22 protein-coding genes are annotated in these 24,473 nt (G+C 69.6%); 5 read left to right on the top strand and 17 right to left on the bottom strand.

The genetic code is table 11. The features are described from left to right. Positions 1-108: 108 nt before the first annotated feature. The 10 genes from guaD to uraH all read right to left on the bottom strand — a co-directional run bounded on the left by guaD (position 109) and on the right by uraH (position 12,795). Positions 109-1,518 carry a guanine deaminase gene (guaD, locus tag BM175_RS11240; protein WP_090963036.1) on the bottom strand — a complete coding sequence of 470 codons (1,410 nt, stop codon included), beginning with the start codon at positions 1,516-1,518 and terminating at the stop codon, positions 109-111. An 11-nt stretch (positions 1,519-1,529) separates the two neighbouring features. Then, the gene (locus tag BM175_RS11235; RefSeq protein ID WP_090963034.1) at positions 1,530-2,789 is read right to left on the bottom strand and encodes a urate hydroxylase PuuD; all 1,260 of its coding nucleotides are present in this window, start codon (positions 2,787-2,789) and stop codon (positions 1,530-1,532) included. 209 nt (positions 2,790-2,998) lie between these two features. Further along, entirely contained in the window at positions 2,999-4,099 is a 1,101-nt protein-coding gene (locus BM175_RS11230; protein ID WP_425285272.1) for a BMP family ABC transporter substrate-binding protein, read from the bottom strand. A 16-nt stretch (positions 4,100-4,115) separates the two neighbouring features. After that, the gene (locus tag BM175_RS11225; protein WP_090963031.1) at positions 4,116-5,039 is read right to left on the bottom strand and encodes an ABC transporter permease; all 924 of its coding nucleotides are present in this window, start codon (positions 5,037-5,039) and stop codon (positions 4,116-4,118) included. Next, a complete protein-coding gene (locus BM175_RS11220) occupies positions 5,036-6,175 on the bottom strand; it encodes an ABC transporter permease (protein WP_090963029.1) in 1,140 nt (379 codons plus the stop codon). The genes BM175_RS11225 and BM175_RS11220 overlap by 4 nt, the downstream gene beginning before the upstream one ends. Further along, complete coding sequence (locus BM175_RS11215) at positions 6,175-7,701, bottom strand: ABC transporter ATP-binding protein (RefSeq protein ID WP_090963027.1); 1,527 nt, start codon at positions 7,699-7,701, stop codon at positions 6,175-6,177. Before BM175_RS11215 ends, BM175_RS11220 begins: the two co-directional genes overlap by 1 nt. Before the next feature lie 45 nt (positions 7,702-7,746). Next, entirely contained in the window at positions 7,747-8,583 is an 837-nt protein-coding gene (gene xdhC / locus BM175_RS11210; RefSeq protein ID WP_090963025.1) for a xanthine dehydrogenase accessory protein XdhC, read from the bottom strand. Then, positions 8,580-10,982 carry a xanthine dehydrogenase molybdopterin binding subunit gene (gene xdhB / locus BM175_RS11205; RefSeq protein ID WP_090963022.1) on the bottom strand — a complete coding sequence of 801 codons (2,403 nt, stop codon included), beginning with the start codon at positions 10,980-10,982 and terminating at the stop codon, positions 8,580-8,582. Before xdhB ends, xdhC begins: the two co-directional genes overlap by 4 nt. Continuing rightward, positions 10,982-12,424, bottom strand: coding sequence for a xanthine dehydrogenase small subunit (xdhA, locus tag BM175_RS11200; RefSeq protein WP_175526831.1), 1,443 nt, complete (start codon positions 12,422-12,424; stop codon positions 10,982-10,984). The genes xdhB and xdhA overlap by 1 nt, the downstream gene beginning before the upstream one ends. After that, positions 12,424-12,795, bottom strand: a complete 372-nt coding sequence (uraH, locus tag BM175_RS11195; protein WP_244545968.1) for a hydroxyisourate hydrolase — start codon at positions 12,793-12,795, stop codon at positions 12,424-12,426. The genes xdhA and uraH overlap by 1 nt, the downstream gene beginning before the upstream one ends. Before the next feature lie 169 nt (positions 12,796-12,964). Between uraH and puuE the strand changes: the two genes are divergently transcribed. The 3 genes from puuE to BM175_RS11180 all read left to right on the top strand — a co-directional run bounded on the left by puuE (position 12,965) and on the right by BM175_RS11180 (position 17,615). Continuing rightward, the gene (puuE, locus tag BM175_RS11190; RefSeq protein ID WP_090963017.1) at positions 12,965-14,404 is read left to right on the top strand and encodes an allantoinase PuuE; all 1,440 of its coding nucleotides are present in this window, start codon (positions 12,965-12,967) and stop codon (positions 14,402-14,404) included. Beyond that, positions 14,401-14,898, top strand: a complete 498-nt coding sequence (locus BM175_RS11185) for an ureidoglycolate lyase (RefSeq protein ID WP_090963015.1) — start codon at positions 14,401-14,403, stop codon at positions 14,896-14,898. Before puuE ends, BM175_RS11185 begins: the two co-directional genes overlap by 4 nt. A gap of 110 nt (positions 14,899-15,008) precedes the next feature. Continuing rightward, on the top strand, positions 15,009-17,615 hold the full coding sequence (locus BM175_RS11180; RefSeq protein ID WP_090963013.1) for a membrane-bound PQQ-dependent dehydrogenase, glucose/quinate/shikimate family: 2,607 nt from the start codon (positions 15,009-15,011) through the stop codon (positions 17,613-17,615). A 7-nt stretch (positions 17,616-17,622) separates the two neighbouring features. Here BM175_RS11180 and BM175_RS11175 read toward each other — a convergent pair whose 3' ends face one another. Genes BM175_RS11175 through ureC form a run of 7 tightly spaced genes read right to left on the bottom strand, consistent with a single transcriptional unit; the run spans position 17,623 to position 23,284 of the window. After that, positions 17,623-18,960: an 8-oxoguanine deaminase gene (locus BM175_RS11175; RefSeq protein ID WP_090963011.1), complete on the bottom strand. Its 1,338-nt coding sequence runs from the start codon at positions 18,958-18,960 to the stop codon at positions 17,623-17,625. A 3-nt stretch (positions 18,961-18,963) separates the two neighbouring features. After that, positions 18,964-19,623 carry an urease accessory protein UreG gene (ureG, locus tag BM175_RS11170; protein ID WP_090963009.1) on the bottom strand — a complete coding sequence of 220 codons (660 nt, stop codon included), beginning with the start codon at positions 19,621-19,623 and terminating at the stop codon, positions 18,964-18,966. Next, positions 19,620-20,291, bottom strand: coding sequence for an urease accessory protein UreF (locus BM175_RS11165; protein ID WP_090963007.1), 672 nt, complete (start codon positions 20,289-20,291; stop codon positions 19,620-19,622). Before BM175_RS11165 ends, ureG begins: the two co-directional genes overlap by 4 nt. Continuing rightward, positions 20,284-20,751, bottom strand: coding sequence for an urease accessory protein UreE (locus tag BM175_RS11160; protein ID WP_244545967.1), 468 nt, complete (start codon positions 20,749-20,751; stop codon positions 20,284-20,286). The genes BM175_RS11165 and BM175_RS11160 overlap by 8 nt, the downstream gene beginning before the upstream one ends. Then, entirely contained in the window at positions 20,748-21,107 is a 360-nt protein-coding gene (locus BM175_RS11155; protein ID WP_090963003.1) for an MliC family protein, read from the bottom strand. The genes BM175_RS11160 and BM175_RS11155 overlap by 4 nt, the downstream gene beginning before the upstream one ends. After that, on the bottom strand, positions 21,104-21,562 hold the full coding sequence (locus BM175_RS11150; RefSeq protein WP_090963000.1) for a DUF29 domain-containing protein: 459 nt from the start codon (positions 21,560-21,562) through the stop codon (positions 21,104-21,106). The genes BM175_RS11155 and BM175_RS11150 overlap by 4 nt, the downstream gene beginning before the upstream one ends. A 9-nt stretch (positions 21,563-21,571) precedes the next feature. Continuing rightward, positions 21,572-23,284 carry an urease subunit alpha gene (gene ureC / locus BM175_RS11145; RefSeq protein ID WP_090962999.1) on the bottom strand — a complete coding sequence of 571 codons (1,713 nt, stop codon included), beginning with the start codon at positions 23,282-23,284 and terminating at the stop codon, positions 21,572-21,574. Between the two features lie 133 nt (positions 23,285-23,417). Here ureC and BM175_RS11140 point away from each other — a divergent pair, with 133 nt between their 5' ends. Together BM175_RS11140 and BM175_RS11135 are read left to right on the top strand one after the other, a co-directional pair. Next, positions 23,418-23,834: a hypothetical protein gene (locus BM175_RS11140; protein ID WP_090962997.1), complete on the top strand. Its 417-nt coding sequence runs from the start codon at positions 23,418-23,420 to the stop codon at positions 23,832-23,834. A 127-nt stretch (positions 23,835-23,961) separates the two neighbouring features. Continuing rightward, positions 23,962-24,471: a hypothetical protein gene (locus BM175_RS11135; protein WP_090962995.1), complete on the top strand. Its 510-nt coding sequence runs from the start codon at positions 23,962-23,964 to the stop codon at positions 24,469-24,471. The last annotated feature ends 2 nt before the right edge of the window (positions 24,472-24,473 follow it).

Below are 24,473 nucleotides of genomic sequence, written 5' to 3'. Positions count from 1 at the left end.
GGGGCCGGACGGCCCCCTCCAGTTCAGGCATAGGACGAGGACACCGACGGATGCCAGCGCCGCTCGACATCGGACGCGCCAGAGCAGCGCATAGATCGTGCTGGCGCGTCAGCGGGCCTGCGTTTCGCCGCCCTGCATGCCGCCGCCCGAGGGCGCGAACGCCGGCTGGTCGAGCCGGCCGGGCAGCCCGCGATCACCATCGCGCGAATGGACCTTCCGGCCCGCCGCGTAGGTGGCCACGACATTGCGCTCGTCGCCGGTCGTCATCAGCACGAAAAGCTCCTCCTCCAGCGTCTCGATCCGCTCGGCCCGGCGCCGCTGGGCCGGCGTCGCCGCCGTGTCGAGGATCACGAAATCCGCCTCGAAACCGGGCGCCACCTGCCCGATCCTGTCATTGAGGCCGATCGCGTCGGCATTGCCGGCGGTCAGCATATAGAAGGCGGCGTGGCCGCGCAGCTTCTGTCCGCGCAGGGCCAGCACCTTGTAGCCCTCGGCCGCTGTCGTCAGCATCGAGTAGGACGTGCCGCCGCCGATATCGGTCGCGATGCCGGTCCGAAGCCCCGCCGCCAGCGCCGCGTCGCGATCGTAGAGGCCGGAGCCGAGGAAGAGGTTCGAGGTCGGGCAGAAGACCGCCGTCGCCTCCCTCTCGGCGAGCGCGCCGCGCTCGCGCTCCGACAAGTGGATGCAGTGGCCGAACAGCGCCTTGCGCCGCACGAGACCGTATCGCTCGTAGACTGCCGTATAGTCCTCCGCCCATGGGAACAGCTCGGCCACGAAGGCGATCTCGCCGTGGTTCTCCGACAGGTGCGTCTGGATATGCAGGTCGGGGTATTCGGCGGCGAGCACGCCCGTCGCCTCCAGCTGCGCCTCCGTCGAGGTCGGCGCGAAGCGGGGCGAGATGGCATAGGACAGGCGGCCCCTGCCGTGCCAGCGGCGGATCAGGTCCGTCGATTCGTCATAGCCGCGCTCCGGCGTGTCGAGGAGCGCGTCCGGCGCGTGGCGATCCATCATCACCTTGCCGCCCACCATGCGCAGGCCTAGGCGATCGGCCTCGGAAAAGAAGCTCTCCGCCGACTGCGGGTGCGATGTGCAAAAGGCGACCGCCGTCGTCGTGCCGTTGCGGAGAAGCTCGGCCATCAGGAAGCGGGCGGCGGCATCCGACACGGCGGGGTCGCCGTAGCGCGACTCCTCCGGGAACGTGTACTTCGACAGCCATTCCATCAGTTCCGTGCCGTAGGAGCCGATGACCTGCGTCTGCGGCATGTGGAGATGCGGGTCGATGAAGCCGGGCATCAGGAGATGCGGGCGGTGGTCGACGAGGGGAATCGCGGGATCGAGGTCGGCCAGCAACCCGGCCGCCTCGCCCACCGCCTCGACCACGCCGCCGCGGACGACGACGAGCCCGTCCTCGATGTAGCGGTGCGAGGCCTCGACGCCCTCCGTGAGGGGATGGGCATGGTAGGAGAGGACGCGCGCGCGGATCGCCAGCGTGCCGCCGGCCGGATGAATGTCGCTCATGATCCGATCCTTCAGCGGCGCCAGGTTCCGTCGCCGGACTCGATCCAGCGCGCGAGGGCCAGCCGCTCGGCCGGCTCGAGGCCGGTGATGTTGCCGGGCGGCATGGCATGGCTGCGCACGGCCTGCCGCTCGATCAGCGAGGCGTTGAGGACGATGTCGCGTCCGGTCTCCAGCAGGATCGCCTTCGGCGCGTGGCCGATGCCGGGCCAGAGCGGCTGGCGGGCATGGCACATCGAGCAGCGCGACTGGACGATGCTCTCGGCCTCGGCGAAATGGCTGGAACGGGCGAGCGCCACCTGCGGGTCGGCTGGAAAGTCGAGGCTGGTCTCCGCCGCCGTCGGCCCGGACCCGGCCGCCGCGCGCCAGCCCGGCGCGCCCGACAGGGTGATGACGGCCGCGAACAGGACGCCGGCCACCGCCCAGCACCACCAGAGCTGCTGCCCGGTCTTGTGCATCGTGTTGAAGAAGTGCCGCACCACGGCACCGATCAGGAGCACGAGGCCCGCGATCGCCCAGTTCCACTCCGTGGCGAAGGCCAGCGGGTAGTGGTTGGACAGCATCAGGAAGACGACGGGCAGCGTCAGGTAGTTGTTGTGGAGCGAGCGCTGCTTGGCCACCGCTCCAAGGCGCGGATCGGGCGTGCGCCCGGCCTTGAGGTCGGCCACCACGATCTTCTGGTTCGGGATGATCAGCATCGCGACATTGGCGGTCATGATCGTCGCGATCATCGCGCCCGTGTGCAGCATCGCACCGCGCCCGGAAAACACCTGGCTGAACACGAAGCTCGCGGCCACCACGTAGACGAAGAGCACGCCGAGGAGCGCCGAATCGTTGTTCTTCAGCGGCGACTTGCAGATCGCGTCATAGACGATCCAGCCGAGCCCGAGGCCGAGCAGCCCGATCAGCGTCGCCCCCCAGGCCGGCAGGTCCGCTTTGGCCGGGTCGATCAGGTAAAGCTCGGCGCCGAGATAGTAGACGAGGAACAGGAGCGCGAAGCCGGACAGCCAGGTCGCATAGCTCTCCCATTTGAACCATGTCAGGTCCTCCGGCATGTGCGGCGGCGCGACCATGTATTTCTGAATGTGGTAGAAGCCGCCGCCATGGACCTGCCAGGCCTCGCCGCCGACGCCGACGAGCGGCGCTCCGTGGGGCTTCCGCAGCCCGAGATCGAGCGCGATGAAGTAGAACGACGATCCGATCCAGGCGATCGCGGTGATGACGTGCAGCCAGCGCACGCCGAATTGCAGCCAATCGGCGAAATAGGTCCACATGGGATGAGCCCCGGAACGCCGCCCCCTTGTCGCGGACGCTCCCCACAATGATCCGATGTGCCTTCAGCGGTCCCTCGCCGTTCAGGAGACGGTGGGAAGGACAGGCGTTGGGATCGAAGGGCGCGTGACGCCCTTCGAACGGTTCCAGTCTTTCACGCCTCGAAGGGCCGAGACAAGAGGTTTGCGGCGCTATGCGCCGACGCGAGCCGTCAGTTGCGAACGCCCTCGACGTACCAGTCCATCTTGAGAAGATCGGCGTCCGGGATGCGGGTGCCGGCGGCGATCTTCTCGGCACCCGACTGGTCCTTGATCGGGCCGGTGAACACCTCGTAGGTGCCGGCCTTGGTCTCGTCGACGATCTTCTGCGCGGCGGTCTTTACGTCGGCCGGCATCTTGTCGTTGAACGGGGCCATCTCGACCTCGCCTTCCTTCATGCCGAGCCAGACGTCCTGCGTCTTCCAGGAGCCGTCGATCACCGCGTTGACGCGGTCGACGTAGTACGGGCCCCACTGGTCGACGATCGCCGTCATGTGGGCGTTCGGCGCGAAGCTCTTCATGTCCCAAGCCTGGCCGAAGGCGATGGCGCCGCGCTTCTCGGCCTCCTGCAGCGGGCCCGGGCTGTCGGTGTGCTGGGTGATGACGTCGGCGCCCTGGTCGAGCAGCGCGCCCGCCGCCTGCGCTTCCTTGGCCGGATCGTACCAGGAGTTCACCCAGACGACCTGCGTCTCGAAGTTCGGGTTCACCTTACGCGCGGCGAGCGTGAAGGCGTTGATGCCCATCACGACCTCGGGGATCGGGAAGGAGGCGACATAACCCGCCTTGCCGCTCTTCGACATCATGCCGGCGATGGTGCCGAGCACGGCGCGGCCCTGGTAGAACTTCGAATTGTAGGCCGCCATGTTCGGCGCGGTCTGGTAGCCCGTCGCATGCTCGAACTTCACGTTCGGGAACTGCTTGGCGACCTTCAGCGTCGGGTTCATGAAGCCGAACGAGGTCGCGAAGATGATGTCGTTGCCGTCCTGCGCAAGCTGGCGGATGACGCGCTCGGCGTCCGGCCCCTCGGCGACGTTCTCGACGAAGCTCGTCTGCACCTTGTCGCCGAGCTTCTCGGCCAGATACTTGCGGCCCTGGTCATGGGCGAAGGAGTAGCCGAAGTCGCCGACCGGGCCGACATAGACGAAGGCGGCCTTGACCGGGCGGTCGGAGACCTGTGCGAAGGCCGGCAGGCCGAATGCGGTGACGGCGGCGAGCGCGGCACCCCCGAGGAGGACTTGGCGGCGGGTGAAGAGGCTCATGAGGGCTCCTTGCAGAGGGCTGTTCGAGTGGTCAGGCGGTCGCCCGGAACGGCTTGCCGAGGCAGGCCGGCGCGGCATTCCGCGTCCGCGCGCTGCCCGAGATCAGGGCCAGCACCAGAACGGTCGCGAGATAGGGAAGGCTGGTCAGGAACTCCGGCGCGAGCAGCGACCAGCCGGCCGCCTTGGCCTGGAGTTCCAGCGTGATCACGGCGCCGAAGAGATAGGCGCCGAGAAGCAGACGGCCCGGACGCCAGGAGGCGAAGACGACGAGCGCGATGGCGATCCAGCCACGACCGGCGGTCAGCCGCTCGGCCCACATCGGCGTCAGCACAAGCGAGTAATAGGCGCCGGCGAGCCCCGCCATCGCGCCGCCGAAGAGCACTGCGAGATAACGCACCTTGAGGACGGGGTAGCCGATGGAATGGGCCGAGGCATCGCTCTCGCCGACGGCGCGCAGGATCAGCCCGGCCCGCGAGTGCTTCAGGAACCACCAGACGGCGAAGGTCAGGACCAGCGAGAGATAAACGATCGGCGAATAGCCGAAGAGGACGCGCCAGATCGGGTCTGCAGCAAGCGCGGCGGGAAAGAACGAGTCGAGCACCGGCGTCGTGATGCCGACGAAGCCGGCGCCGGCCAGCGCCGAGACGCCGGTGCCGAAGATGGTGAGCGCGAGGCCCGTCGCGACCTGGTTGGCGGTCAGCGTCAGGGTCAGCCAGGCGAAGATCAACGACGACGCGGCGCCGGCGACCAACGCCGCCACCGCGCCGAGCCAGGGCGAGCCGACCGTGACGGACACGGCAAAGCCCGTGACCGCGCCGATCAGCATCATGCCCTCGACGCCGAGGTTCAGGACGCCGGACTTCTCGACCACGAGCTCGCCGAGCGCTGCGATCAGGATCGGCGTCGCGGAGGCGACCACGGCGACGACGATGGCGACGATCAGTTCGGGGCTCATGCGGCGGCTCCCCGGCCGGGCGTGGGTTCGGGCGTCAGCGTCGGCGCCGGTGCGATGGGCGCGGCGACCGGAACGCCGCCCGCGCCGCTCGTCAGCCGGTAGCGGACGAGGATGTCGACCGCGAGGAGGAAGAACAGCATCATCGCCTGAAAGACGCCGATGGCCGCGGCGGGCAGGCCGATCGTCGTCTGCGCGCTCTCGCCGCCGACATAGGTCAGCGCCAGCACGAGAGCGGCGAGAACGATGCCGACCGGATGAAGCCGCCCGAGAAAGGCGACGATGATGGCGGTGAAGCCGTAGCCGACGGGAAAGCTCGGCACCATCTGCCCGAAGGGACCGGATGCCTCGAAGATGCCGGCGAGCCCCGCCATGCCGCCGCCGAGCGCCATGCAGAGCCAGACGACGCGCGCCTCGCGAAAGCCGCCGTAGCGCGCCGCCTGCGGGCTGAGGCCGACGACGCGAACCTGGAAGCCGGCGACGGTGCGCGCGATCAGGAACCAGACGGCGAGCGCCAGCGCCAGCGCCACCGGAATGCCGAGATGGATCAGGGTGCCCGGCACGACATAGGGCAGCGTCTGCGACGAGGAGAACATCGCGGTCTGCGGGAAGTTGAACCCCATCGGGTCCTTCCAGGGTCCGCGCATCAGGTAGTAGAGGATCTGGATCGCGACGTAGTTCAGCATCAGCGACGACAGGATCTCGGAAACGCCGAGCCGGTTGCGAAGGAAGGCGGGGATCGCCGCCCAGGCCATGCCCCCGAGAATGCCGGCGACGACCATCGCGGGCAGGATCCAGTGCCCCTCCATGTCCATCGTGAGGAGCGCGATGCCGGTGCCCGCGAGGCCCCCGATGACGTACTGGCCCTCGGCCCCGATGTTCCAGACATTGGCGCGGAAGCCGACCGACAGGCCGATGGCGATGGTGGCGAGCGGCGCCGCCTTCACCAGAAGATCCTGCCAGCGGTAGGGGTTGAAAAGAGGCGTCACGAAGATCTCGCGCGCGGCCCCGAGCCCGTCGTAGCCGAGAAGCGTGAAGACGATCGTGCCGACGAGGAGCGTCAGCGCGACGGCGAGAACCGGCGTCGCGAACAGCATGACGCGGCTCGGCTCGCGGCGGGGGACGAAGCGGAGCGCCATCAGGCGGCCTCGGCGGCATGGGGCTCGCCGTGCACGCCGCCCATCAGGAGGCCGACGCGCTCGATCGAGATGCCCTTCACGTTCATCGTCTCCGACAGGCGCCCTTCGTTGAGGACGGCGATGCGGTCGCAGAGCTCCAGAAGCTCGTCGAGGTCCTGGCTGACGACGACGATCGCCGCGCCCCGCGCCGCCAGATCGATCATCGCCTGCCGAATGAAGCCGGCGGCGCCCGCATCGACGCCCCAGGTCGGCTGCGAGACCACGAGCACGCTCGGCTCCTGTCCGATCTCGCGACCCATGATGAACTTCTGCAGGTTGCCGCCCGACAGGCTGCCGGCCAGCGCGCCCTCGCCTGTCGCCTTGACGGAGAAGGCGGAAATCACGCTCTTCGCGTAGTCGCGCGCCGCCTTGAGGCGGATCAGACCGCCGTGGCTCAGGCCCTTGCGGGCGCGCGCCGACAGGATGGCGTTCTCGGCAAGCGACAGCGCGGGCACCGCCGCGTGCCCGTTGCGCTCCTCCGGCACCGTGGCCAACCCCAGCCTTCGACGGGCCGAGACGCCCTCGCGCTCGACGCGGGCGCTGCCGATGGTGATCGTGCCGGACACGCCGTTCAGCTTCTCGCCCGACAGGACTTCCAGAAGCTCGTTCTGCCCGTTGCCCGCCACGCCCGCGATGCCGAGGATCTCGCCGGAGCGGACCGAGAAGGAGACGTCCTTAAGGCTCGTGCCGAAGGGCGGATCGCCGGGTGCGCTCAACGCCTCGACGCTGAGGCGGGTCTCGCGCAACTGCCCCTCGGCCTTCGGCTTCAACGCTTTCAGCGAGCCGCCGATCATCAGTTCGGCCATGGACTTGGCGGTCTCCTCACGCGGATCGCAGGAGGCCACCACGCGGCCGCCTCGCAGGATCGTCGCCGACGTGCACAGCGCTTTGATCTCGCCGAGCTTGTGCGAGATGTAGAGGATCGAGCAGCCCTCGCTCGCGAGCTGGCGGAGGACCGCGAACAGAGCCTCCACCTCCTGCGGCGTCAGCACCGAGGTCGGCTCGTCCATGATCAGGAGCTTCGGCTTGCCGAGCAGAGCGCGCACGATCTCGATGCGCTGGCGCTCGCCGACGGACAGCGTGTGCACCTCGCGGTGCGGGTCGAGGCCGAGGCCGTAGGCCGTCATCACCTCGCGCACGCGCGCTTCGAGCTCGCGCCGGGGCGGCGGGTCGTCCATGCCGAGCGCGACGTTTTCGAGAACCGTCATCGCCTCGAACAGGCAGAAGTGCTGGAACACCATGCCGATGCCGAGCGCCCGTGCCTCGCGCGGCGAGCCGACGCGCACCGGCCGGCCGTCGAAGAGCATGGTGCCCTCGTCCGCCTGCTGCACGCCGTAGATGATCTTGACGAGGGTGGACTTGCCCGCCCCGTTTTCGCCGAGCAGCGCATGGATGCGCCCCGGCTCCACGGAAAACGAGATGTCGTCGTTGGCGACGACGCCGGGGAAGCGCTTCGAAATGCTCCTCAGTTCTAGACGATGCGCCATGGAACTCCGACCGGCGGGACACCCGGTCCCGATATTGCACCGAGTTTACGCAGGCGCAAAGCCTGCGCAATCCTGCTCCATGTTTTGCCCAAGAAGTTGAACGACGAGCTCCGCGGCGACCATCGCGGCGATCACCGCCGGGCGCTTGTCGCGCACAGCCGAGCCGCCGATCGGCAAGACAAGCCGTCCGATTCGCTCCGCCTCGCCGCGCTCGGCGAGGAATCGCCGAAACTTCTCGCGCTTCGTCGCCGAGCCGATCATCCCGACATAGGCGGCGTCCGGCCGCCCGAGCGCGGCGGCTCCGATCAGGAAATCGAGCCCGTGATCGTGGGTCATGACGACGAAGGCGCTGCCGCGGGGCGCCCCGGCGATCTCGGCCTCGGGCATCGCCGCGCGCCGCCGCTCTATGCCAGGCGGAAGCTCGGCGAGCCGGTCCGCCCGCGTGTCGATCACCAGCGTGCGCAGCGGCAGCGGGGCCAGCGCGCGCGCCGTCGCCTGCCCCGTGTGGCCGGCACCGAAGAGATAGACATGCGGCCAGCCGAGCCGCGCCGTCTCGTCGGCCTGCTCCAACTGCTCCAGGAGCGCCGCCGTGCCGCGCTGGAGGCCGAGCACGACGCGCCCACCGCAGCACTGGCCGATAGCGGGGCCGAGCGGAATGTCGAGCCGCCCCTCGCGCTCGCCGGCCGCCAGCATGCGCCGCGCCTCCGCGATGCCCTCCATCTCGAGCGCACCGCCGCCGACCGTGCCGAACACGCCGGACGCCGTGACCAGCATCGCGGCCCCCGCCTCGCGCGGCGTCGAGCCCGCGGCGCGCTCGACCCTGACGACCATCGCGGGATCGCGCGCGGCCAGCGCCGCCCTGAGATCGGCCAGCAAGCTCAAGCCCCCCGCACCGCCTCGACGGCGGCGAGGATGCGCTCGGGCGTCGCTGGTGCGTCGAGATCGGGGAAGCGGCGGCGGCGGCCCGCCGCACAGATCGCGTCACCCAGCGCCGAGAAGACCGAGAGCGCCAGCATGAAGGGCGGCTCGCCGACGGCCTTGGAGCGGAAGATCGTGTCGGCCGGGTTGCGGCCCTTGTCCCAGAGCGTCACGCGGAGGTCGTCCGGCCGGTCGTTGGCGGTCGGGATCTTGTAGGTGGAGGGCGCGTGGGTGCGCAGCCGCCCCGCCTTGTCCCACCAAAGCTCCTCCATCGTGAGCCAGCCCATGCCCTGGATGAAGCCGCCCTCGATCTGGCCGAGGTCGAGGGCCGGGTTCAGCGAACGGCCGACGTCGTGGAGGATGTCGGCCCGCAGGAGGCGGTTCTCGCCGGTCAGCGTGTCGATCACGACCTCGGAGCACGAGGCGCCGTAGGCGAAGTAGTAGAACGGCTTGCCGCTGGCCGTCTCACGGTCGTAGGCGATGCCGGGCGTGGCATAGAAGCCGGTCGATGACAGCGAGACGCGGGCGAGATAGGCCTCGCCCACGAGGTCGCGGAAGCGAAGTTCCTTCTGGCCGATCCGCACCTTGCCGGGGCCGAAGACCACGGCCTCGCGCGCTACGTTGTATCGCAAGACGGCGTAGTCGATCAGCCGCTCCTTGATGGTGCGCGCGGCGGCCTGCGCGGCCATGCCGTTGAGGTCGGAGCCCGACGAGGCGGCGGTGGCCGACGTGTTGGGCACCTTGGCGGTGGTGGTCGCGGTGATCTTCACGTCCGCGATGTCGATCTGGAACTCCTCGGCGACGACCTGCGCGACCTTGGTGAAGAGGCCCTGCCCCATCTCCGTGCCGCCGTGGTTGAGATGGACCGAGCCGTCCTTGTAGACATGGACCAGCGCACCGGCCTGGTTGAGGTGGGTCGTCGTGAAGGAGATGCCGAACTTCACCGGCGTCAGCGCGAGACCCTTCTTGAGGATCGGGCTCGACGCGTTGAAGGCCTCGACCGCCCGGCGCCGCGCGCGATAGTCGCTGGACGCCTCGAGTTCCGCGACGATCTCGGCGATCACGCAATCCTCGACCGCCATATGGTAGGGCGTGCGGCCGGGCGTCCCCTCGCCCATCGCGGCGTAGAAGTTGCGCCGGCGCACGTCCAGCGGATCGAGCTTGAGGTCGAAGGCGATGCGATCCATCGCCCGCTCGATCGCCACCATGCCCTGCGGCCCGCCGAAGCCGCGAAAGGCGGTGTTGGAGACCGTGTTGGTCTTGAGGCGGCGGGAATGGATGTGCGCGGCCCGCAGATCATAGGCGTTGTCGGAGTGGAACATCGCGCGGTCGGCGATCGCGCCCGACAGGTCCTTGGAGTAGCCGCAGCGCACCACGTGCCGGAACTCGGCGCCGAGGATGCGGCCCTCGCCGTCGTGGCCGATCCGGTAGTCGGCGCGCATCTCGTGGCGCTTGCCGGTCATCTCCATGTCATCGTCGCGGTCGAGCCGGCACTTGGCGGGCCGCCCCGTCTTCACCGCGACCAGCGCGCAGACGGCCGCAAACAGCGCGGGCTGCGATTCCTTGCCGCCGAAGCCGCCGCCCATGCGGCGCACCTCGATCGTGACGGCGTTGTCCGGCCGCCCGAGGGCTTTCGCCACGTTGTGCTGCACCTCGGACGGATGCTGCGTCGAGGAGCGCACGAGGACGTCGCCGTCCTCCAGCGGGATCGCGCTGGCGATGTGGCCTTCGAGGTAGAAGTGGTCCTGCCCGCCGGTCTCGACGCGCCCCTCGACCACGTGCGGCGCGCCGGCGATCGCGGCGCCCGCATCGCCGAGCCGCATCTCGTGAGGCGGCAGCAGGTCCTCGCCGGCCTCTTGCGCGGCGGTCAGCGCCTCGTCGATCGTGATCGCGGGCGGAGCGTCGGCATACTCGACCCTGGCGAGCTTCGCGGCCATGCGCGCGGTGCGCAGGTCCGTCGCCGCCACCGCGAAGAGCGGCTGCCCGAGATAGTGGATCGTGCCGTCCGCAAAGATCGGATCGTCGCCGAAGACCGGCGAGTAGTCGTTGATGCCGGGGATATCCTCGGACGCCAGCACGCAGGCGACACCCGGCATCGCGCGCACGGGATCGAGATCCATCGACAGGATCGCCGCGTTGGCGCGCGGGCTCATGGCGATGAACACCTGGAGCGTGCCGGGAAGCTCGGGCTCGTCGTCGGTGTAGCGCGCCTCGCCGGTGACGTGCTTGACGCCGCTGTCGTGGCGGATCGGCTGGCCGACGCCGCCCTTCAGTCGGGTGCGGGGCGCTGGCGGAGCCTCGTCGAGCGCGGCTGGATCGACCGTGCCGGCCTCGCCGCGGTCCTGGATGCGGGTCTCGTCCATCACGCGACCTCCGAAATCCGCGTGGGAACGCCCGAGAGCTCGAGCCGGAAGCGTTCGAGACAGGCGGCCGCGGTCTTCAGGCGATAGTCGGCGCTCGCGCGCATGTCGCTCAGCGGCTGGAAGTCATCCGCCAGCGCCGCCGCAGCGTCCCTCACCGCCGCCTCGTCGAAAGGGCGGCCGACCAGCATCGCTTCGGCGGCGAGCGCGCGCTTCGGCGTTCCCGCCATGCCGCCGAAGGCCAGGCGCGCGCTTGCCACGCGCTCGCCCTCGAAGCCGAGCTTGAAGGCGGCAAGGACGGCCGAGATGTCGGAATCCATGCGCTTGGAAATCTTCGAGGCCGAGAAGCGCTCGCCCTCCTTCAGGAGCGGCACCTCGACGGCGACCACGAACTCGCCCTCGCGGCGGTCCTGTTTGCCGTATTCGAGGAAGAAGTCTTCGAGCGGCAGCCGCCGCACCGCCTCGCCCTGCCGCAGATAGAGGGTCGCGCCGAGCGCGATCAGCACCGGGGCCAAGTCGCCGATCGGCGAGCCGTTGGCGATGTTGCCGCCGACCGTCCCGGCATTGCGCACCTGATAACCAGCGAAGCGGCGCATCACCTCGCCGAGGTCGGGATGCAGCTCCGCCAGCCGCGCGCGGGCGTCGGCATGGGTTACGGCGGCGCCGAAGAACAGGCTTTCCGGCCCTTCCTCGACATGGCGGAGATCATGGACGCGCGACACGTCGATCAGGGTCTCGAAGGTGCGATGCTGCTTCGTCACCCAGAGGCCGACATCGGTGGCGCCGGCAACGAGCGTCGCCTTGGGGTTGGCGGCATAGGTGTCGGCAAGCTGGTCGACGTCGGCGGGCGAAAGCCAGGTCGCGCCGGCTGCCTCGTAGCGGAAGAGGTCGTCGCCGCGAAGCGACTGCAACGCCTCGGAGCGCAACGCGTCCTCAGGTCCGGTGTCGGGCACCGGGACGGACGCCACGGCGAGCCCCGCGTCGACGATCGGCCCGTAGCCGGTGCAGCGGCAGAGATTGCCCGAGACGACGTCCTTGACCGACTGGCGGTCGGTGAGTGCCCCCGTGCGCCAGCCGGCGTAGAGCTGCATCACGAAGCCCGGCGTGCAGAAGCCGCATTGGCTGGCATGGCGCTCGACCATGGCCTCCTGCACGGGGTGCAGCCCGCCGGCCGAGGCCAGATGCTCCACGGTCTCGACCGAGCGTCCGTGCAGCGCCGGCAGGAAGAGGATGCAGGCGTTCAGGGCCCGCCGCTTGAGGCCGCCCTGCCCGTCCGGCTCCTCGACCATGACGGTGCAGGCGCCGCAGTCCCCCTCCGCGCAGCCTTCCTTGGTGCCGGTCAGGCGCTCGGCGGGGCCGCGCAGGTACTGGAGAACCGTCGTGGTAGGGGCCAGCCCCTCCACGCTGCGCTCCTCGCCGTTCAGGATGAAGCGGATCGGCGCCATCAACTCCCCCGATAGGTCGAATAGCCGAAGGGCGAGAGGAGCAGCGGCACGTGGTAGTGGCGGTCCTCCGAGATGCCGAAGCGGATCACGACGTCGTCGAGGAACTTCGGCTGGTCGAGTTCGACCCCTTGCGCGTCGAAATAGGGCCCGCAGAAGAAGGTGATCTCGTAGGTCCCGTGGCGGAAGCCCTCGCCTTGCATCAGCGGCGCCTCGCAGCGCCCGTCCTCGTTGGTACGCCCTTCGCCGACGAGTTCCCGCCGCTCGCCCTCCAGCCGATGGAGCACGAGCTCCAGCCCGCGCGCAGGCGTGCCGCGGGCCGTGTCCAGAACATGCGTCGTCAGCCGGCCGGAGCCGGAGGGCATTGGTGGCATCGTGCGAGGATCCGTTCCGTCTCGGTCGTCCGGTGCGCCAGTCTGCACCCGTTCGCAACGCCCCGTCCAGCGGAAAGGTTGGGGCGTCCGCGCCGCGTCCGCCCTGGCAAGCGCGCCGGCAAGCGCGTATCCAGAGCTTAAGCTTAGCGTCACGATCGAGGGCCGCCCGATGACCAGTTTCTACCCCCGCGACCTCCGCGGCTACGGCCGCAACGCGCCGGATCCGCAATGGCCGAACTCGAATGGCAGCGGCGCGGCGAAGATCTGCGTCCAGTTCGTGGTCAACTACGAGGAAGGCGGCGAGAACGCCGTGATCCACGGCGACAAGGCGTCCGAGGCGTTCCTGTCGGAGATCGTGGGCGCTGCGCCCTGGCCGGGCCAGCGCCACATGAACATGGAATCGATCTACGAATACGGCGCGCGCGCCGGCTTCTGGCGGCTCTGGCGCCTGTTCACCGAGCGGCAGATGCCCGTCACCGTCTACGGCGTCGCCACCGCCCTGGAGCGCAGCCCCGAGCAGGTGGCGGCGATGCGCGAGGCCGGCTGGGAAATCGCCTCGCACGGGCTGAAATGGATCGACTACCGCGACCACGCGGCGGATGCCGAACGTGCCGACATGGACGAGGCGCTGGCGCTGCACGAGGCGGTGACGGGCGAGTCGCCGCTCGGCTGGTACACCGGCCGCTCCTCCGAGCACACGCTGGAACTCGCCGCCGAGCGCGACTTCCTCTACGTCTCCGACGCCTATGCCGACGACCTGCCCTACTGGCAGGAAACGCGCATCAGGCCGATCCTCGTCCTGCCCTACACACTTGATACCAACGACATGCGCTTTGCGACGCCGCAGGGCTTCAACACGGGCGAGCAGTTCTACACCTACCTGAAGGACGCCTTCGACGCGCTCTATGCCGAGGGCGAGGCGGGCGCGGCCAAGATGCTGAACGTCGGCCTCCATTGCCGTCTCGTCGGCCGTCCCGGCCGGTCGGCGGCGCTCGCACGCTTCCTCGACTATGTCCGATCGAAGCCCGACGTCTGGGTCGCCACGCGCGCCGACATCGCCCGCCATTGGCGCGCCCGCTTCCCCCATCGCGAGACGATCAGCCCGCACCGCCTGGAGCGAGCCGTGTTCCTCGAGATGTTCGGCGGCATCTACGAGCACTCGCGCTTCATCGCCGAGCGCGCCCTCGACCGCGGCCTCGGGCCCGCCAACGACACCGCGGAGGGACTGGCCGCAGCGTTGGCCGTCCAGTTCCGCCGCGCCAGCCGGGAGGAGCGGCTTGGCGTCCTGCGCGCCCATCCCGATCTCGCCGGCCGCCTCGCGCTCGCCGGCAACCTCACGGCCAATTCCTCGGCCGAGCAGGCGTCCGCCGGTCTCGACCGCCTGACGTCCGACGAACTCGCCCGCTTCACCGACCTGAACGACCGCTATCAGGCGCGCTTCGGCTTTCCCTTCATCATCGCGGTGCGCGGCCGCTCGAAGGAGGACATCCTCGCCGTCTTCGAAAGCCGCGTCTCGAACGACACGGAAACCGAGTTCCGCACGGCCTCGGCCGAAGTCGAGCGGATCGCCCGGCTGCGCCTCGACGCGATCCTCGGGGCCGGCGCATGAGCCTTCGCACCCTCAAGGCCGTGCCGCTGACGGCGGAAGCCTTCCGTGCGTTCGGCGAGGTGATCGAGCCCGACAACTGCACCGAGATCCGGCTCATCAACAACGGCACCACGACGCGCTTCCACGACATCGCGCCGGTGGACGTGTCGTCCGGCGGGGGGCACGCGCTGATCTCGATCTTCCGCGGCAAGCCGTTCGACCTTCCCTTCCGTGTGGAGATGCTGGAGCGGCACCCGCTCGGCAGCCAGGCCTTCATGCCGCTGGAGGGCCGCCCGTACCTCGTGGTCGTCGCGCCCGATGCGGACGGGCGGCCCGGCGAGCCCGTCGCCTTCATCGCGAGCGGTGCGCAAGGGGTTTCCTATGCGCGCGGCACCTGGCACCACCCGCTGGTCGCGCTGGGCGAACGGTCCGACTTCCTCGTCGTCGATCGCGGCGGCTCGGGCGTCAACCTGGCCGAGTACGTGCTGGACGCGCCGGTTCTCGTGGACGGCTGAACCACCCCTCGCGCTTGACGCGGCGCAATGTCGCGACATGTCCGCGTTGGTCCGGCAGGGTTCACGGCTTCGCGAGGGAGCCGTGTCGCGTCCGGGCGAAAGGATGCCCAATGCCGCAGCGACCCACGCCCGCCTTTCTTCGCGTCATGACCTGGGTGATCGGACTGTGCGGCATCGCCCTGCTTCTCGGCGGCGGCTGGCTCGTCGCCATCGGTGGCTCGGCCTACTACGTCGTCGCTTCGTTGTTCTTCCTCGGCACCGCCTATCTCCTCCACCGCGCCCGCCCGGAGGCGCTCGGCGTCTTCGCGGTTCTTGTGATCGGCACTCTGATCTGGGCGCTCTACGAGGTCGGCTTCGACTGGTGGCCGTTGGCCGCACGCGGCGACGTCGTCTTCGTGCTCGGCGCGCTTCTGCTCCTTCCCTGGATCACCCGGCCCCTCTCGCGGCGGAGCGTCGCCGATGCGCTGGACGGGCGCGACCGCAGCGTCACGCCGCTGAAGGGGCACGGCGCCTTCCTCACCGCCTCGCTGCTGGTGGCCGTCGCGGTCGCCGCCACCTCATGGTTCACCGACCTTCACGCCAAGGAGGGTGAGCTCCCCGGCACCCGTCTCGGGGCGGCGGACAACGGCATTCCGGAGGGAGAATGGCTCGCCTATGGCCGCAGCCAGATGGGTCAGCGATACTCGCCGCTCGCTGACATCACGCCCGCCAACGTCGCCTCGCTCAAGGTCGCCTGGCAGTTCGAGACCGGCGACGAGCCGCAGCCGGGCGACCCCGAGGAGACGACCTTCCAGGTCACGCCGCTCAAGATCGGCGAGCGCCTCTATCTCTGCACCCCGCATCAGAACGTCATCGCGCTCGACGCGACGACCGGCGCCGAGGTCTGGCGATACGATCCGGTGATTCAGGGCGAACTCGCGCTCCAGCATCTCACCTGCCGCGGCCTGTCCTATCAGAGCGCCGCAGCCGCCGCGGCCGCGGGCAAACAGAGCGGCGCGACGACGACGCCGGTCGCGCCGGCCACCACGGGCGCGCCGGAAGGCACCGCCACCGGGCTCTCAGCGGAGGGCGGCCTGACGGCGCCTCAGGAGACCGCCGAGACGCCCGCCAACACCGGCGGCGCCCCGGTCGACCAGACCGGCGGCAACACGGACCCCGGCCTGCCGGTCGCCGTCGCCAACGCGCGCACCACAACCTGCGACGACAAGCTCTTCATGCCGACCGCGGACGGGCGGATCGTGATCCTCGATCCCGAGACCGGCGCGGTCTGCTCCAATGCCGGGGGCGGCGACGGGCAGATCGATCTCTGGGACCGCATGCCCAACGTCAATCCCGGCTCCTACTACTCGACCTCGCCGGTGATTGTGGCCGGCAATAGCGTGATCGTCGGCGGCACGGTGCTCGACAACGTGTCGACCGCCGAGGCGTCCGGCGTCATCCGGGCCTTCGACATCACGACGGGCGACCTCCTGTGGAACTGGGACTCGGGCCGTCCGAACGACACCCAGCCGATCGCGGAAGGGCAGACCTACACGCCCAATAGCCCGAACTCGTGGTCGATCATGAGCGCCGACGAGAACCTCGGTCTCGTCTACGTGCCGCTCGGCAACCAGCCGCCGGACCAGTGGGGCGCCAACCGTTCGCCCGAAGTCGAGGAGTACTCGTCCTCGATCGTCGCCCTCGACATCCGCACCGGCCAGCCGCGTTGGCACTTCCAGACCGTGCACCACGACCTGTGGGACTACGACGTGCCGGCGCAGCCGAGCCTCGTCGACCTGCCGATCGGCGGTGAGATCGTGCCGGCCCTCGTGCAGCCGACCAAGCAGGGCGAGATCTTCGTCCTCGACCGCCGCACGGGCGAACCCGTGATGCCCGTGGTCGAGAAGCCGGCGCCGGGCGGGGCCGTTCTGCCAGACCGCGCCGCGCCGACGCAGCCGAAATCCGCGATCTCCTTCGACCCGCCCCCTCTGCGCGAGCGCGACATGTGGGGCGCGACGATGTTCGACCAGCTCCTCTGCCGCATCGCCTTCCACGCGCTGAACTACGGCGGTCGCTTCACGCCGCCCTCGCTCGACGGCTCGCTGATCTATCCCGGCAATTTCGGCGTCTTCAACTGGGGCTCGGTGGCGGTCGACCCGGCGCGCGGCGTGATGTTCGCAACGCCGACCTATCTCGCCTTCACCTCGCGCCTCGTGCCCAGACCGAACGACCGGACGCTGGTGGTCAACCCCAGCCAGCCGCAGGGCGCGCTGCCGGCCCTCAACGAGAATTTCGGCGCCCCGTATGCGATCGAGCTCGGCCCCTTCACCTCGGCGCTCGGCCTGCCCTGCCAGCAGCCGCCCTGGGGCTACGTCGCGGGCGTCGACCTCACCACCGGCGAAACGGCCTGGATGCACAGGAACGGCACGACGCGCGACGCCTCACCCGTTCCCCTGCCCTTCCGCATGGGCGTGCCGAACCTCGGCGGGCCGATGATGACGGCGGGCGGCGTCGCCTTCCTGTCTGGCACGATCGACTACTACGTGCGCGGCTACGACGTGACGACGGGCGAGGAACTCTGGAAGGCCCGCCTTCCGGCCGGCGGTCAGGCCTCGCCGATGACTTATCGCGGCGCGGACGGGCGGCAGTACCTGCTGGTCGTCGCCGGCGGCCACGGCTCGCTCGGCACCAAGCGCGGCGATTCCGTCATCGCCTACGCACTGCCGCAAGGCGGTTGATCCGCTCTCAAGCGAAGCGGCGCGCGGCAGCCCCATGCTCGCGCCGCAGCCGGGCGAGGTCGAGCCCGACCGGCTGTCCATCGACGACACGCCAGCGCCCCGCCACCATCACCCGGTCGGCGCGCGTCGCGCCGCACAGGACGAGCGCTGCGATCGGATCGTGCGCGCCGGAAAAGCGCAGCTCGTCCAGCGTGAAGAGCGCGAGGTCGGCCTGAAGCCCAACCGCGATGCGCCCGATGTCGGTGCGCCCGAGGCAGGCCGCCGACCCCTCCGTCCCCCACCGGATGGCGTCGCGCGCGGTGACGGCCGAGGCCGAGCCGCGTGACAGGCGGTTCACCATCAGCGCGTGACGCACCGCCTCCATCATGTTGGACGAGTCGTTCGAGGCCGAGCCGTCGACGCCGAGGCCGACCGGGCTGCCCGCCGCCTCGAGTTCGGCCGTCGGGCAGAAACCGGAGGCGAGCACCGCGTTCGACGTCGGGCAATGGCAGACGCCGACCCTGTGCGCTCCGAGCCGCCGGCATTCCTCGCTCGTGAAATGGATGCCATGGGCGAGCCAGGTACGGGGCCCGAGCCAGCCGACCTCTTCCAGATAGTCGACCGGCCGGCACCGGAACCGCTCCAGGCAGAAGCGGTTCTCGTCCTCCGTCTCGCCGAGATGGGTGTGGAGCCGCGCGCCGTGGCGTTCCGCGAGCCCAGCACTCTTTTCCATCAAGCCCTTGGTGACGGAGAAGGGCGAGCAGGGCGCCAGCGCCACCTGCACCATCGCGCCCTCGCCCGGCTCGTGCAGCGTGGAAAGGAGGCGCTCGGAATCGGCGAGGATCTCGTCCTCGTCCTGCACCACCGTGTCCGGCGGCAGGCCGCCGTCCTTCTGGCTGAGGTTCATCGAGCCACGCGTCAGCGTCACCCGGATGCCGAGGCTCCGCGCCTCTTCCGCCTCGACGTCGATCGCGTCGCCGAGCCCCTGCGGAAAGAGATAGTGGTGATCGGCCGCCGTGGTGCAGCCCGACAGGAGAAGCTCGGTCAGCGCAAGGCGCACCGACAGGCGGAAACTCTCCGGATCGAGCCGCGCCCAGATCGGGTAGAGCGCCTGCAGCCAGGGAAACAGCTCCTTGTCGACTGCCTGCGGATGGGCGCGCGTCAGCGTCTGGTAGAAATGGTGGTGCGTGTTGACGAGGCCCGGCAGCATGACATGAGCCGAGGCGTCGAACGTATCGTCCACGGACGCCGAGGGCTGGCCGCCGGCGGGCACGAGTTCGGCGATCCGCCCGTCCTCCACCACCAGGCCGCCCTCGGCGCCCGAGGCGAGGATGGCGAGCGGCGTCTTCAGGAACAGGCGCGCCACGGGTCAGGCCGCCCTGGCGCGGGCGGGAAGTCCTCCGGTGGCGGCGAGGAAGTCCAGAATGTCGTCCAGCCCGACCCTCCGCGACAGGTCGGCGAAGATGGTCGGCAGCCCCTTGCGCCCGCGCGCCGCGTCCGCCTCCATCCGCTGGAGGTCGGCCCCGACGTAAGGGGCAAGGTCCGTCTTGTTGACGACGAGGAGGTCGGACCGCGTGATCGCCGGCCCACCCTTGCGGGGGATATCGTCACCCTGGCAGACCGAGATGACGTAGATCGAGAGATCCACGAGATCGGGGGAGAAGGTCGCGGCGAGATTGTCGCCGCCCGATTCCACCAGCACGAGGTCGAGGTCGGGATGGCGCGACCGCAGATCGGCGATCGCACGCAGGTTGAGCGAGGCGTCCTCGCGGATCGCCGTGTGCGGGCAGCCGCCCGTCTCGACGCCGATGATCCGGTCCGCCGGCAGCGCCTGCCGCCGCACCAGCGCCTCGGCGTCCTCCACCGTGTAGATGTCGTTGGTGACGACGCCGATCGACCAGTGGTCGCGGGCGGCAAGGCAGATCTTCTCGCACAGCGTCGTCTTGCCCGAACCCACGGGACCACCGATGCCGACCCGCAGGGGACCGTTGCGACGCAGCGAGGTGACGGCCTTCTCGATCGTGGTCATGTGCGGAACAGCCTCGTTTCCAGAGTTTCGTGACGCATCGCCTGGATTTCGGACAGGATCGCAGCCGAGCCGAGATCGTCGAGCGTGGATGCTGCCGCGCGGCGTGCGACGGCTTCCAGCACGGGTTCCAGCCGGCGCAGGATCGCGACGGCCTCGCGCTGGCCGAGCGGCACGAGCCGGACGCAGACGCTGAGGAGATTGGCGGCAAAGGCATGGGCGAAGGCGGCGCAGACGGCCGAGAGCGGCAGCCCCTCGCGGCACGCCAGCGCGCCGACCGCGACCGGGTAGGTCGCAGCGATGCTGGCTCCGTCGCCCCACGGCACAGAGGCTTCCCCGAAGGCGCTCCCGAGATCCATCGCCTCCCGCCGCCGCTCGGCCGATCCGGACATCGCGAGCCCGAGTTCGGCGACCTCGACAAGCTCGCTGGCATCCGCCCGGTAGGCCGCCGCCAGCAGCACAAGGTCGTTCCAGCCGCTTCCATGCTGGAGAAGCGTCGCGATCCACGCTTCGCAGTCCGTGCCCCTCCGAAGGAGGCCGTCCGCGATCGCGGCCTCCAGACCATGCGAATAGCCGAAGGCGCCGATCGGAAAAGCGGGCGATAGCCAGGTCTGAAGCTTCAAGAGCCCGTCCAGCCCGGTTCGCTCGTCCGACGACACTCCGTCAGTCATGGCCGTGACGGTGGCCCCCATGTTGGTGGCCGCCGGCATAGGCTCCGTCCAGGGGATCGAAGGCTGCCTCGACCTCGTGGACATGGGCGCCGAGCCCTTTCAACATGTCCGCCACCACATGGTCGCGGCGCAGGAGGATGCGCCCGTCGCGGATCTGGCAGGGCAGATGCCGGTTGCCGATCTGCCAGACGATCTGCAGGAGATGGTCGGCGTCGCGTCCCTCTACGGACAGGAGCGGCTCGGGCTTCGCCTTCACCTCGACGAGACGCCCGTCGGACAGGGCGATCGCGTCGCCCTCGACCAGGAGGCGCGCTTCCGGCAGATCGAGCAGGAAGGCGATGCCGCCATCCGACACCATCGCCATCCGCCGGCGATGGCGCTGCGCCTCGTCGAGCGTGATCGTGTCGTCGGCCGGCCCCTGCCACTGCCCGCGTTCCCGGATCTCTCCCGCCTCGATCAACCGCGTGACCCTTTCCTGGATTGTTGGCATTCGGCGATCGGCGCGTCGCCCTTTGTGACGTCGAGGAGGCTGGCTTCGCTGCCCTTCGACCACCAGACCTGCGCGCCGGCCGCGTATTTCGCGCCGGACGCGGCAATGACACCGACGAAGAGCCGCCGGCTCGGGCCCGCCTCGACCAGCGCGAGGTCGTTGTCGGGCAGGTTGACGTATTCGACCACGCGGGCCACGCCGTCGGAGCACTCGTAGGTGAAGCGCATGCGCTCCGGCGTTCCCGGCAGGTCGAGCGTCAAGGGATCGGCATGCGCGCCGCCGACAGACGCCAGAAGGACTGCCAACGCTTTTCGGACGCTCTTCATTCGCCGTCCGGGTAGAAGGCGGGGTCCAGGATGTCGTCGAGCGTGAAAGGGCATTCGTGCGGGAAGACGTCCTCGGGCAAGTCGGTTTCGGCTGCGGCAAGAGTCCGGGCGAGCGCGTATTCGTCGCCGAGCACCTCGGCCGGGTAAGCCTTCAGGCTTGGGCTCTTGGCGATCCGGCGTTGCAGACGGTTGCGCTGCTCGACGATCGAACCTTTCCAACTGCCGGATCGGCGATCGGGCTGGTATCGCCATTTCAGGAGATGAACCAACAGCACGTTCATCCGGCTTTCGATCTCGTTCCGCTGCGAGTCACCCAAACTTTCCAGTTCCTCCGCCGCGTTGTCCCAGTCGATCGAGTTGTGCGCCCGCGCGCGCAGCTTCGCCGCCTGGTCCTGGGTCCAGGCATAGAAGTCGCGCTCGTAGAGCGGCAGGTCGGCGGGCTGCGGCTTGGCCATGCGGGAAGCCTAGAACAGGAAGTACCGCTGCGCCATCGGCAGCACCTTGGCGGGCTCGCAGGTGAGGGGCTCGCCGTCGGCCCGCACCTCATAGGTCTCCGGGTTCACTTCGATGTGCGGCGTCGCGTCGTTGAGGATCATCGAGGCCTTCGAGATGCCCGACCGCGTGTTCTCGACCGCGAGGAACGTCTTCTCGCAGCCGAGCTTCTCGCGCAAGTTCTCGGCCATCGCGGCGCCGGAGACGAAGGTCACGCCGCTCGCGCCCACCGCCTTGCCGAAAGCGCCGAACATCGGGCGGTAGTGCATGGGCTGCGGCGTCGGGATCGAGGCATTGGGGTCGCCCATCGGAGCGGCGGCGATCGTGCCGCCGAGCAGCACCATCGCCGGCTTCACGCCGAAGAAGGCCGGGTCCCAGATTACGAGGTCGGCGCGCTTGCCGACCTCGACGGAGCCGATCTCGCGCGAGAGGCCGTGGGCGATCGCCGGATTGATCGTGTATTTCGCAACATAGCGCCGGGCGCGCAGGTTGTCGTTGTCGCCGGTCTCGCCCGTCAGGGCGCCGCGCTGCTTCTTCATCTTGTCGGCGGTCTGCCAGGTGCGGATCACCACCTCGCCGACGCGGCCCATGGCTTGGCTGTCCGACGAGACGATCGAGAAGGCGCCGATGTCGTGGAGGATGTCTTCGGCCGCGATGGTCTCCTTGCGGATGCGCGACTCGGCAAAGGCGATGTCCTCGGGGATCGAGGCGTCGAGGTGGTGACACACCATGAGCATGTCGAGATGCTCTTCCAGGGTATTCACCGTGTAGGGGCGCGTCGGGTTGGTCGACCCCGGCAGGACGTTGGGCAGGCCGCAGACCTTGATGATGTCGGGCGCGTGGCCGCCGCCCGCGCCTTCCGTGTGGAAGGCGTGGATCGTGCGCCCCTTGAAGGCGTCCACCGTGTTCTCGACGAAGCCCGATTCGTTGAGCGTGTCGGTGTGGATCATCACCTGCACGTCGTAGTCGTCGGCGACCGACAGGCAGCAGTCGATCGCGGCCGGCGTCGTGCCCCAGTCCTCGTGGAGCTTGAGGGCCGCCGCGCCCGCCTTGACCATCTCGACCAGCGCCTGCGGCTGCGAGGCGTTGCCCTTGCCCGACAGCGCGAAGTTCATCGGGAAGGCGTCGAGCGACTGGAGCATGCGCGCGAGGTGCCAGGGGCCCGGCGTGCAGGTGGTCGCGAGCGTGCCGTGGGCCGGCCCGGTGCCGCCACCGATCATCGTGGTCACGCCCGAGTAGAGCGCCTCGTCGATCTGCTGCGGGCAGATGAAGTGGATGTGGCTGTCGATGCCGCCGGCGGTGACGATCTTGCCCTCGCCCGCGATCGCCTCGGTGCCGGGTCCGACGACGATGGTGACGCCCGGCTGCGTGTCCGGGTTGCCGGCCTTGCCGATGGCCGCGATGCGCCCGCCGCGCAGGCCGATATCGGCCTTGTAGATGCCGGAATGGTCGAGGATCAGCGCGTTGGTGATGACGGTGTCGACCGCGCCCTCGGCTCGGCTTCGCTGCGACTGGCCCATGCCGTCGCGGATCACCTTGCCGCCGCCGAACTTGACCTCCTCGCCGTAGGTGGTCAGATCCTTCTCCACCTCGATCAGGAGATCGGTGTCGGCCAGCCTGACGCGGTCGCCGGTCGTCGGCCCATACATGGCGGCATAGGCGGGGCGGGAGATCGAAGTGGACACGGCTCCTCCGGCGTCGGGCGTTTGCACCGCAAAAGACTTAAGCGCCCGGAGCCGCCTTGTCTTCCTCCTGTGGCTTTGGCCTTGAGCTTTTTTCCCACCTCGCGCGTTGCACCTTTCGAACACGAGACCTCACATGATCGTCCGATCACTTCTCGCCCTCGCTGCCGCCGCGCCGCTCGCCGTCCCGGCCGCTGCTCAGCCCTTCGATCCCGGCCCGCAGGGCTCCGTCGTCGGCCAGTCGATGTCGGGCGCCCCGATCGGCGGCTATCGCGCGCCCTCCCGCCCCCTCTCCATCCCGAACGCGCCGGTGTTCGGCGACACGGTGGAGGAGCGGACCTACGGGCGCGACTACGACAATTCCTATCTCCGCCCGCGCGTCGTGCGGCCCGACGCCGACGGAACCTCGACGCGCCTGCGCGCAGCGGAAGGGCGCTCGACGATCGGTCCAGACACGGCGGGCGACTTCGCGCGCTCTGACGGTTCGGTGATCAACAACAGCGGCGTGACGCGGCCGATCTCGCCGCCGCGCCGCGCCCGGATCGTGCGCTAGCGGGGCGGATGCAACTTAAACAAGCGCTCAGACTTTCGCCTGTAGAACGGATACGATGTCCGTCCCTGTTTTCGGGCTGCGCGCGACCGATTCGGCGCGAGCGCCCCAACCTCGAAAGGCCCGTCCCATGCGCCGCGCTTCGTCGTCGCTTCTCGGTCTTGCCACCCTCGCCGCCGTGTCGATCGCGGTCCCGGCCGGCGCACAGTCGCTCGGCGGTGCGTCGAACTCGGTCGGGTCGTCGGGAACCGGCGGCTCCAGCGTCGGCAGCAGCGGCGGCACGACGGGTACGGGCCTGACGCCGAGCCTTGGCGGCGCGAGCAACCCGATCGGCTCGTCCGGCGGCGTCGGCTCCAGCGCGACCTCGACGCAGCAGCGCGCGACGGCAGGTTCCACCACGCTCAACCCGATCAACGCGGATGCGGCCGCGCGCACCGGCAATGTCGGCGCGGCGTCGACGATCGGCAGCGACGGAACGCTCGGCTCCAGCGGCTCGAACGGCACGGGATACGGCCAGGCCGGCGCCGGTCCGGCCTCGCTCTACAACATCCCGCGCCCGCGCGTGAACGTCGATCTCGGCGCCATTCGCTCGGCGCTGCGCATGGGCCCGAACGCGACCCCGGATTCGCGCGGCAACTGAGC

It is taken from the genome of Aureimonas phyllosphaerae (assembly GCF_900113065.1).
In the GTDB taxonomy this organism is placed as follows: Bacteria; Pseudomonadota; Alphaproteobacteria; order Rhizobiales; family Rhizobiaceae; genus Aureimonas; species Aureimonas phyllosphaerae.
This window is presented reverse-complemented; position numbering and strand designations above follow the sequence as displayed.

Bases quoted from the DNA above. Each gene is read 5' to 3' on its own strand.
- BM175_RS11215 (WP_090963027.1), bottom strand. From the start codon at position 7,701: ATGGCGCATCGTCTAGAACTGAGGAGCATTTCGAAGCGCTTCCCCGGC.
- xdhA (WP_175526831.1), bottom strand. From the start codon at position 12,424: ATGGCGCCGATCCGCTTCATCCTGAACGGCGAGGAGCGCAGCGTGGAG.
- guaD (WP_090963036.1), bottom strand. From the start codon at position 1,518: ATGAGCGACATTCATCCGGCCGGCGGCACGCTGGCGATCCGCGCGCGC.
- BM175_RS11180 (WP_090963013.1), top strand. From the start codon at position 15,009: ATGCCGCAGCGACCCACGCCCGCCTTTCTTCGCGTCATGACCTGGGTG.
- ureG (WP_090963009.1), bottom strand. From the start codon at position 19,623: ATGACCACGATCGAGAAGGCCGTCACCTCGCTGCGTCGCAACGGTCCC.
- BM175_RS11150 (WP_090963000.1), bottom strand. From the start codon at position 21,562: ATGGCCAAGCCGCAGCCCGCCGACCTGCCGCTCTACGAGCGCGACTTC.
- uraH (WP_244545968.1), bottom strand. From the start codon at position 12,795: ATGCCACCAATGCCCTCCGGCTCCGGCCGGCTGACGACGCATGTTCTG.
- BM175_RS11220 (WP_090963029.1), bottom strand. From the start codon at position 6,175: ATGGCGCTCCGCTTCGTCCCCCGCCGCGAGCCGAGCCGCGTCATGCTG.
- BM175_RS11225 (WP_090963031.1), bottom strand. From the start codon at position 5,039: ATGAGCCCCGAACTGATCGTCGCCATCGTCGTCGCCGTGGTCGCCTCC.
- BM175_RS11165 (WP_090963007.1), bottom strand. From the start codon at position 20,291: ATGACTGACGGAGTGTCGTCGGACGAGCGAACCGGGCTGGACGGGCTC.
- xdhB (WP_090963022.1), bottom strand. From the start codon at position 10,982: ATGGACGAGACCCGCATCCAGGACCGCGGCGAGGCCGGCACGGTCGAT.
- BM175_RS11185 (WP_090963015.1), top strand. From the start codon at position 14,401: ATGAGCCTTCGCACCCTCAAGGCCGTGCCGCTGACGGCGGAAGCCTTC.
- BM175_RS11235 (WP_090963034.1), bottom strand. From the start codon at position 2,789: ATGTGGACCTATTTCGCCGATTGGCTGCAATTCGGCGTGCGCTGGCTG.
- BM175_RS11135 (WP_090962995.1), top strand. From the start codon at position 23,962: ATGCGCCGCGCTTCGTCGTCGCTTCTCGGTCTTGCCACCCTCGCCGCC.
- BM175_RS11140 (WP_090962997.1), top strand. From the start codon at position 23,418: ATGATCGTCCGATCACTTCTCGCCCTCGCTGCCGCCGCGCCGCTCGCC.
- puuE (WP_090963017.1), top strand. From the start codon at position 12,965: ATGACCAGTTTCTACCCCCGCGACCTCCGCGGCTACGGCCGCAACGCG.
- BM175_RS11155 (WP_090963003.1), bottom strand. From the start codon at position 21,107: ATGAAGAGCGTCCGAAAAGCGTTGGCAGTCCTTCTGGCGTCTGTCGGC.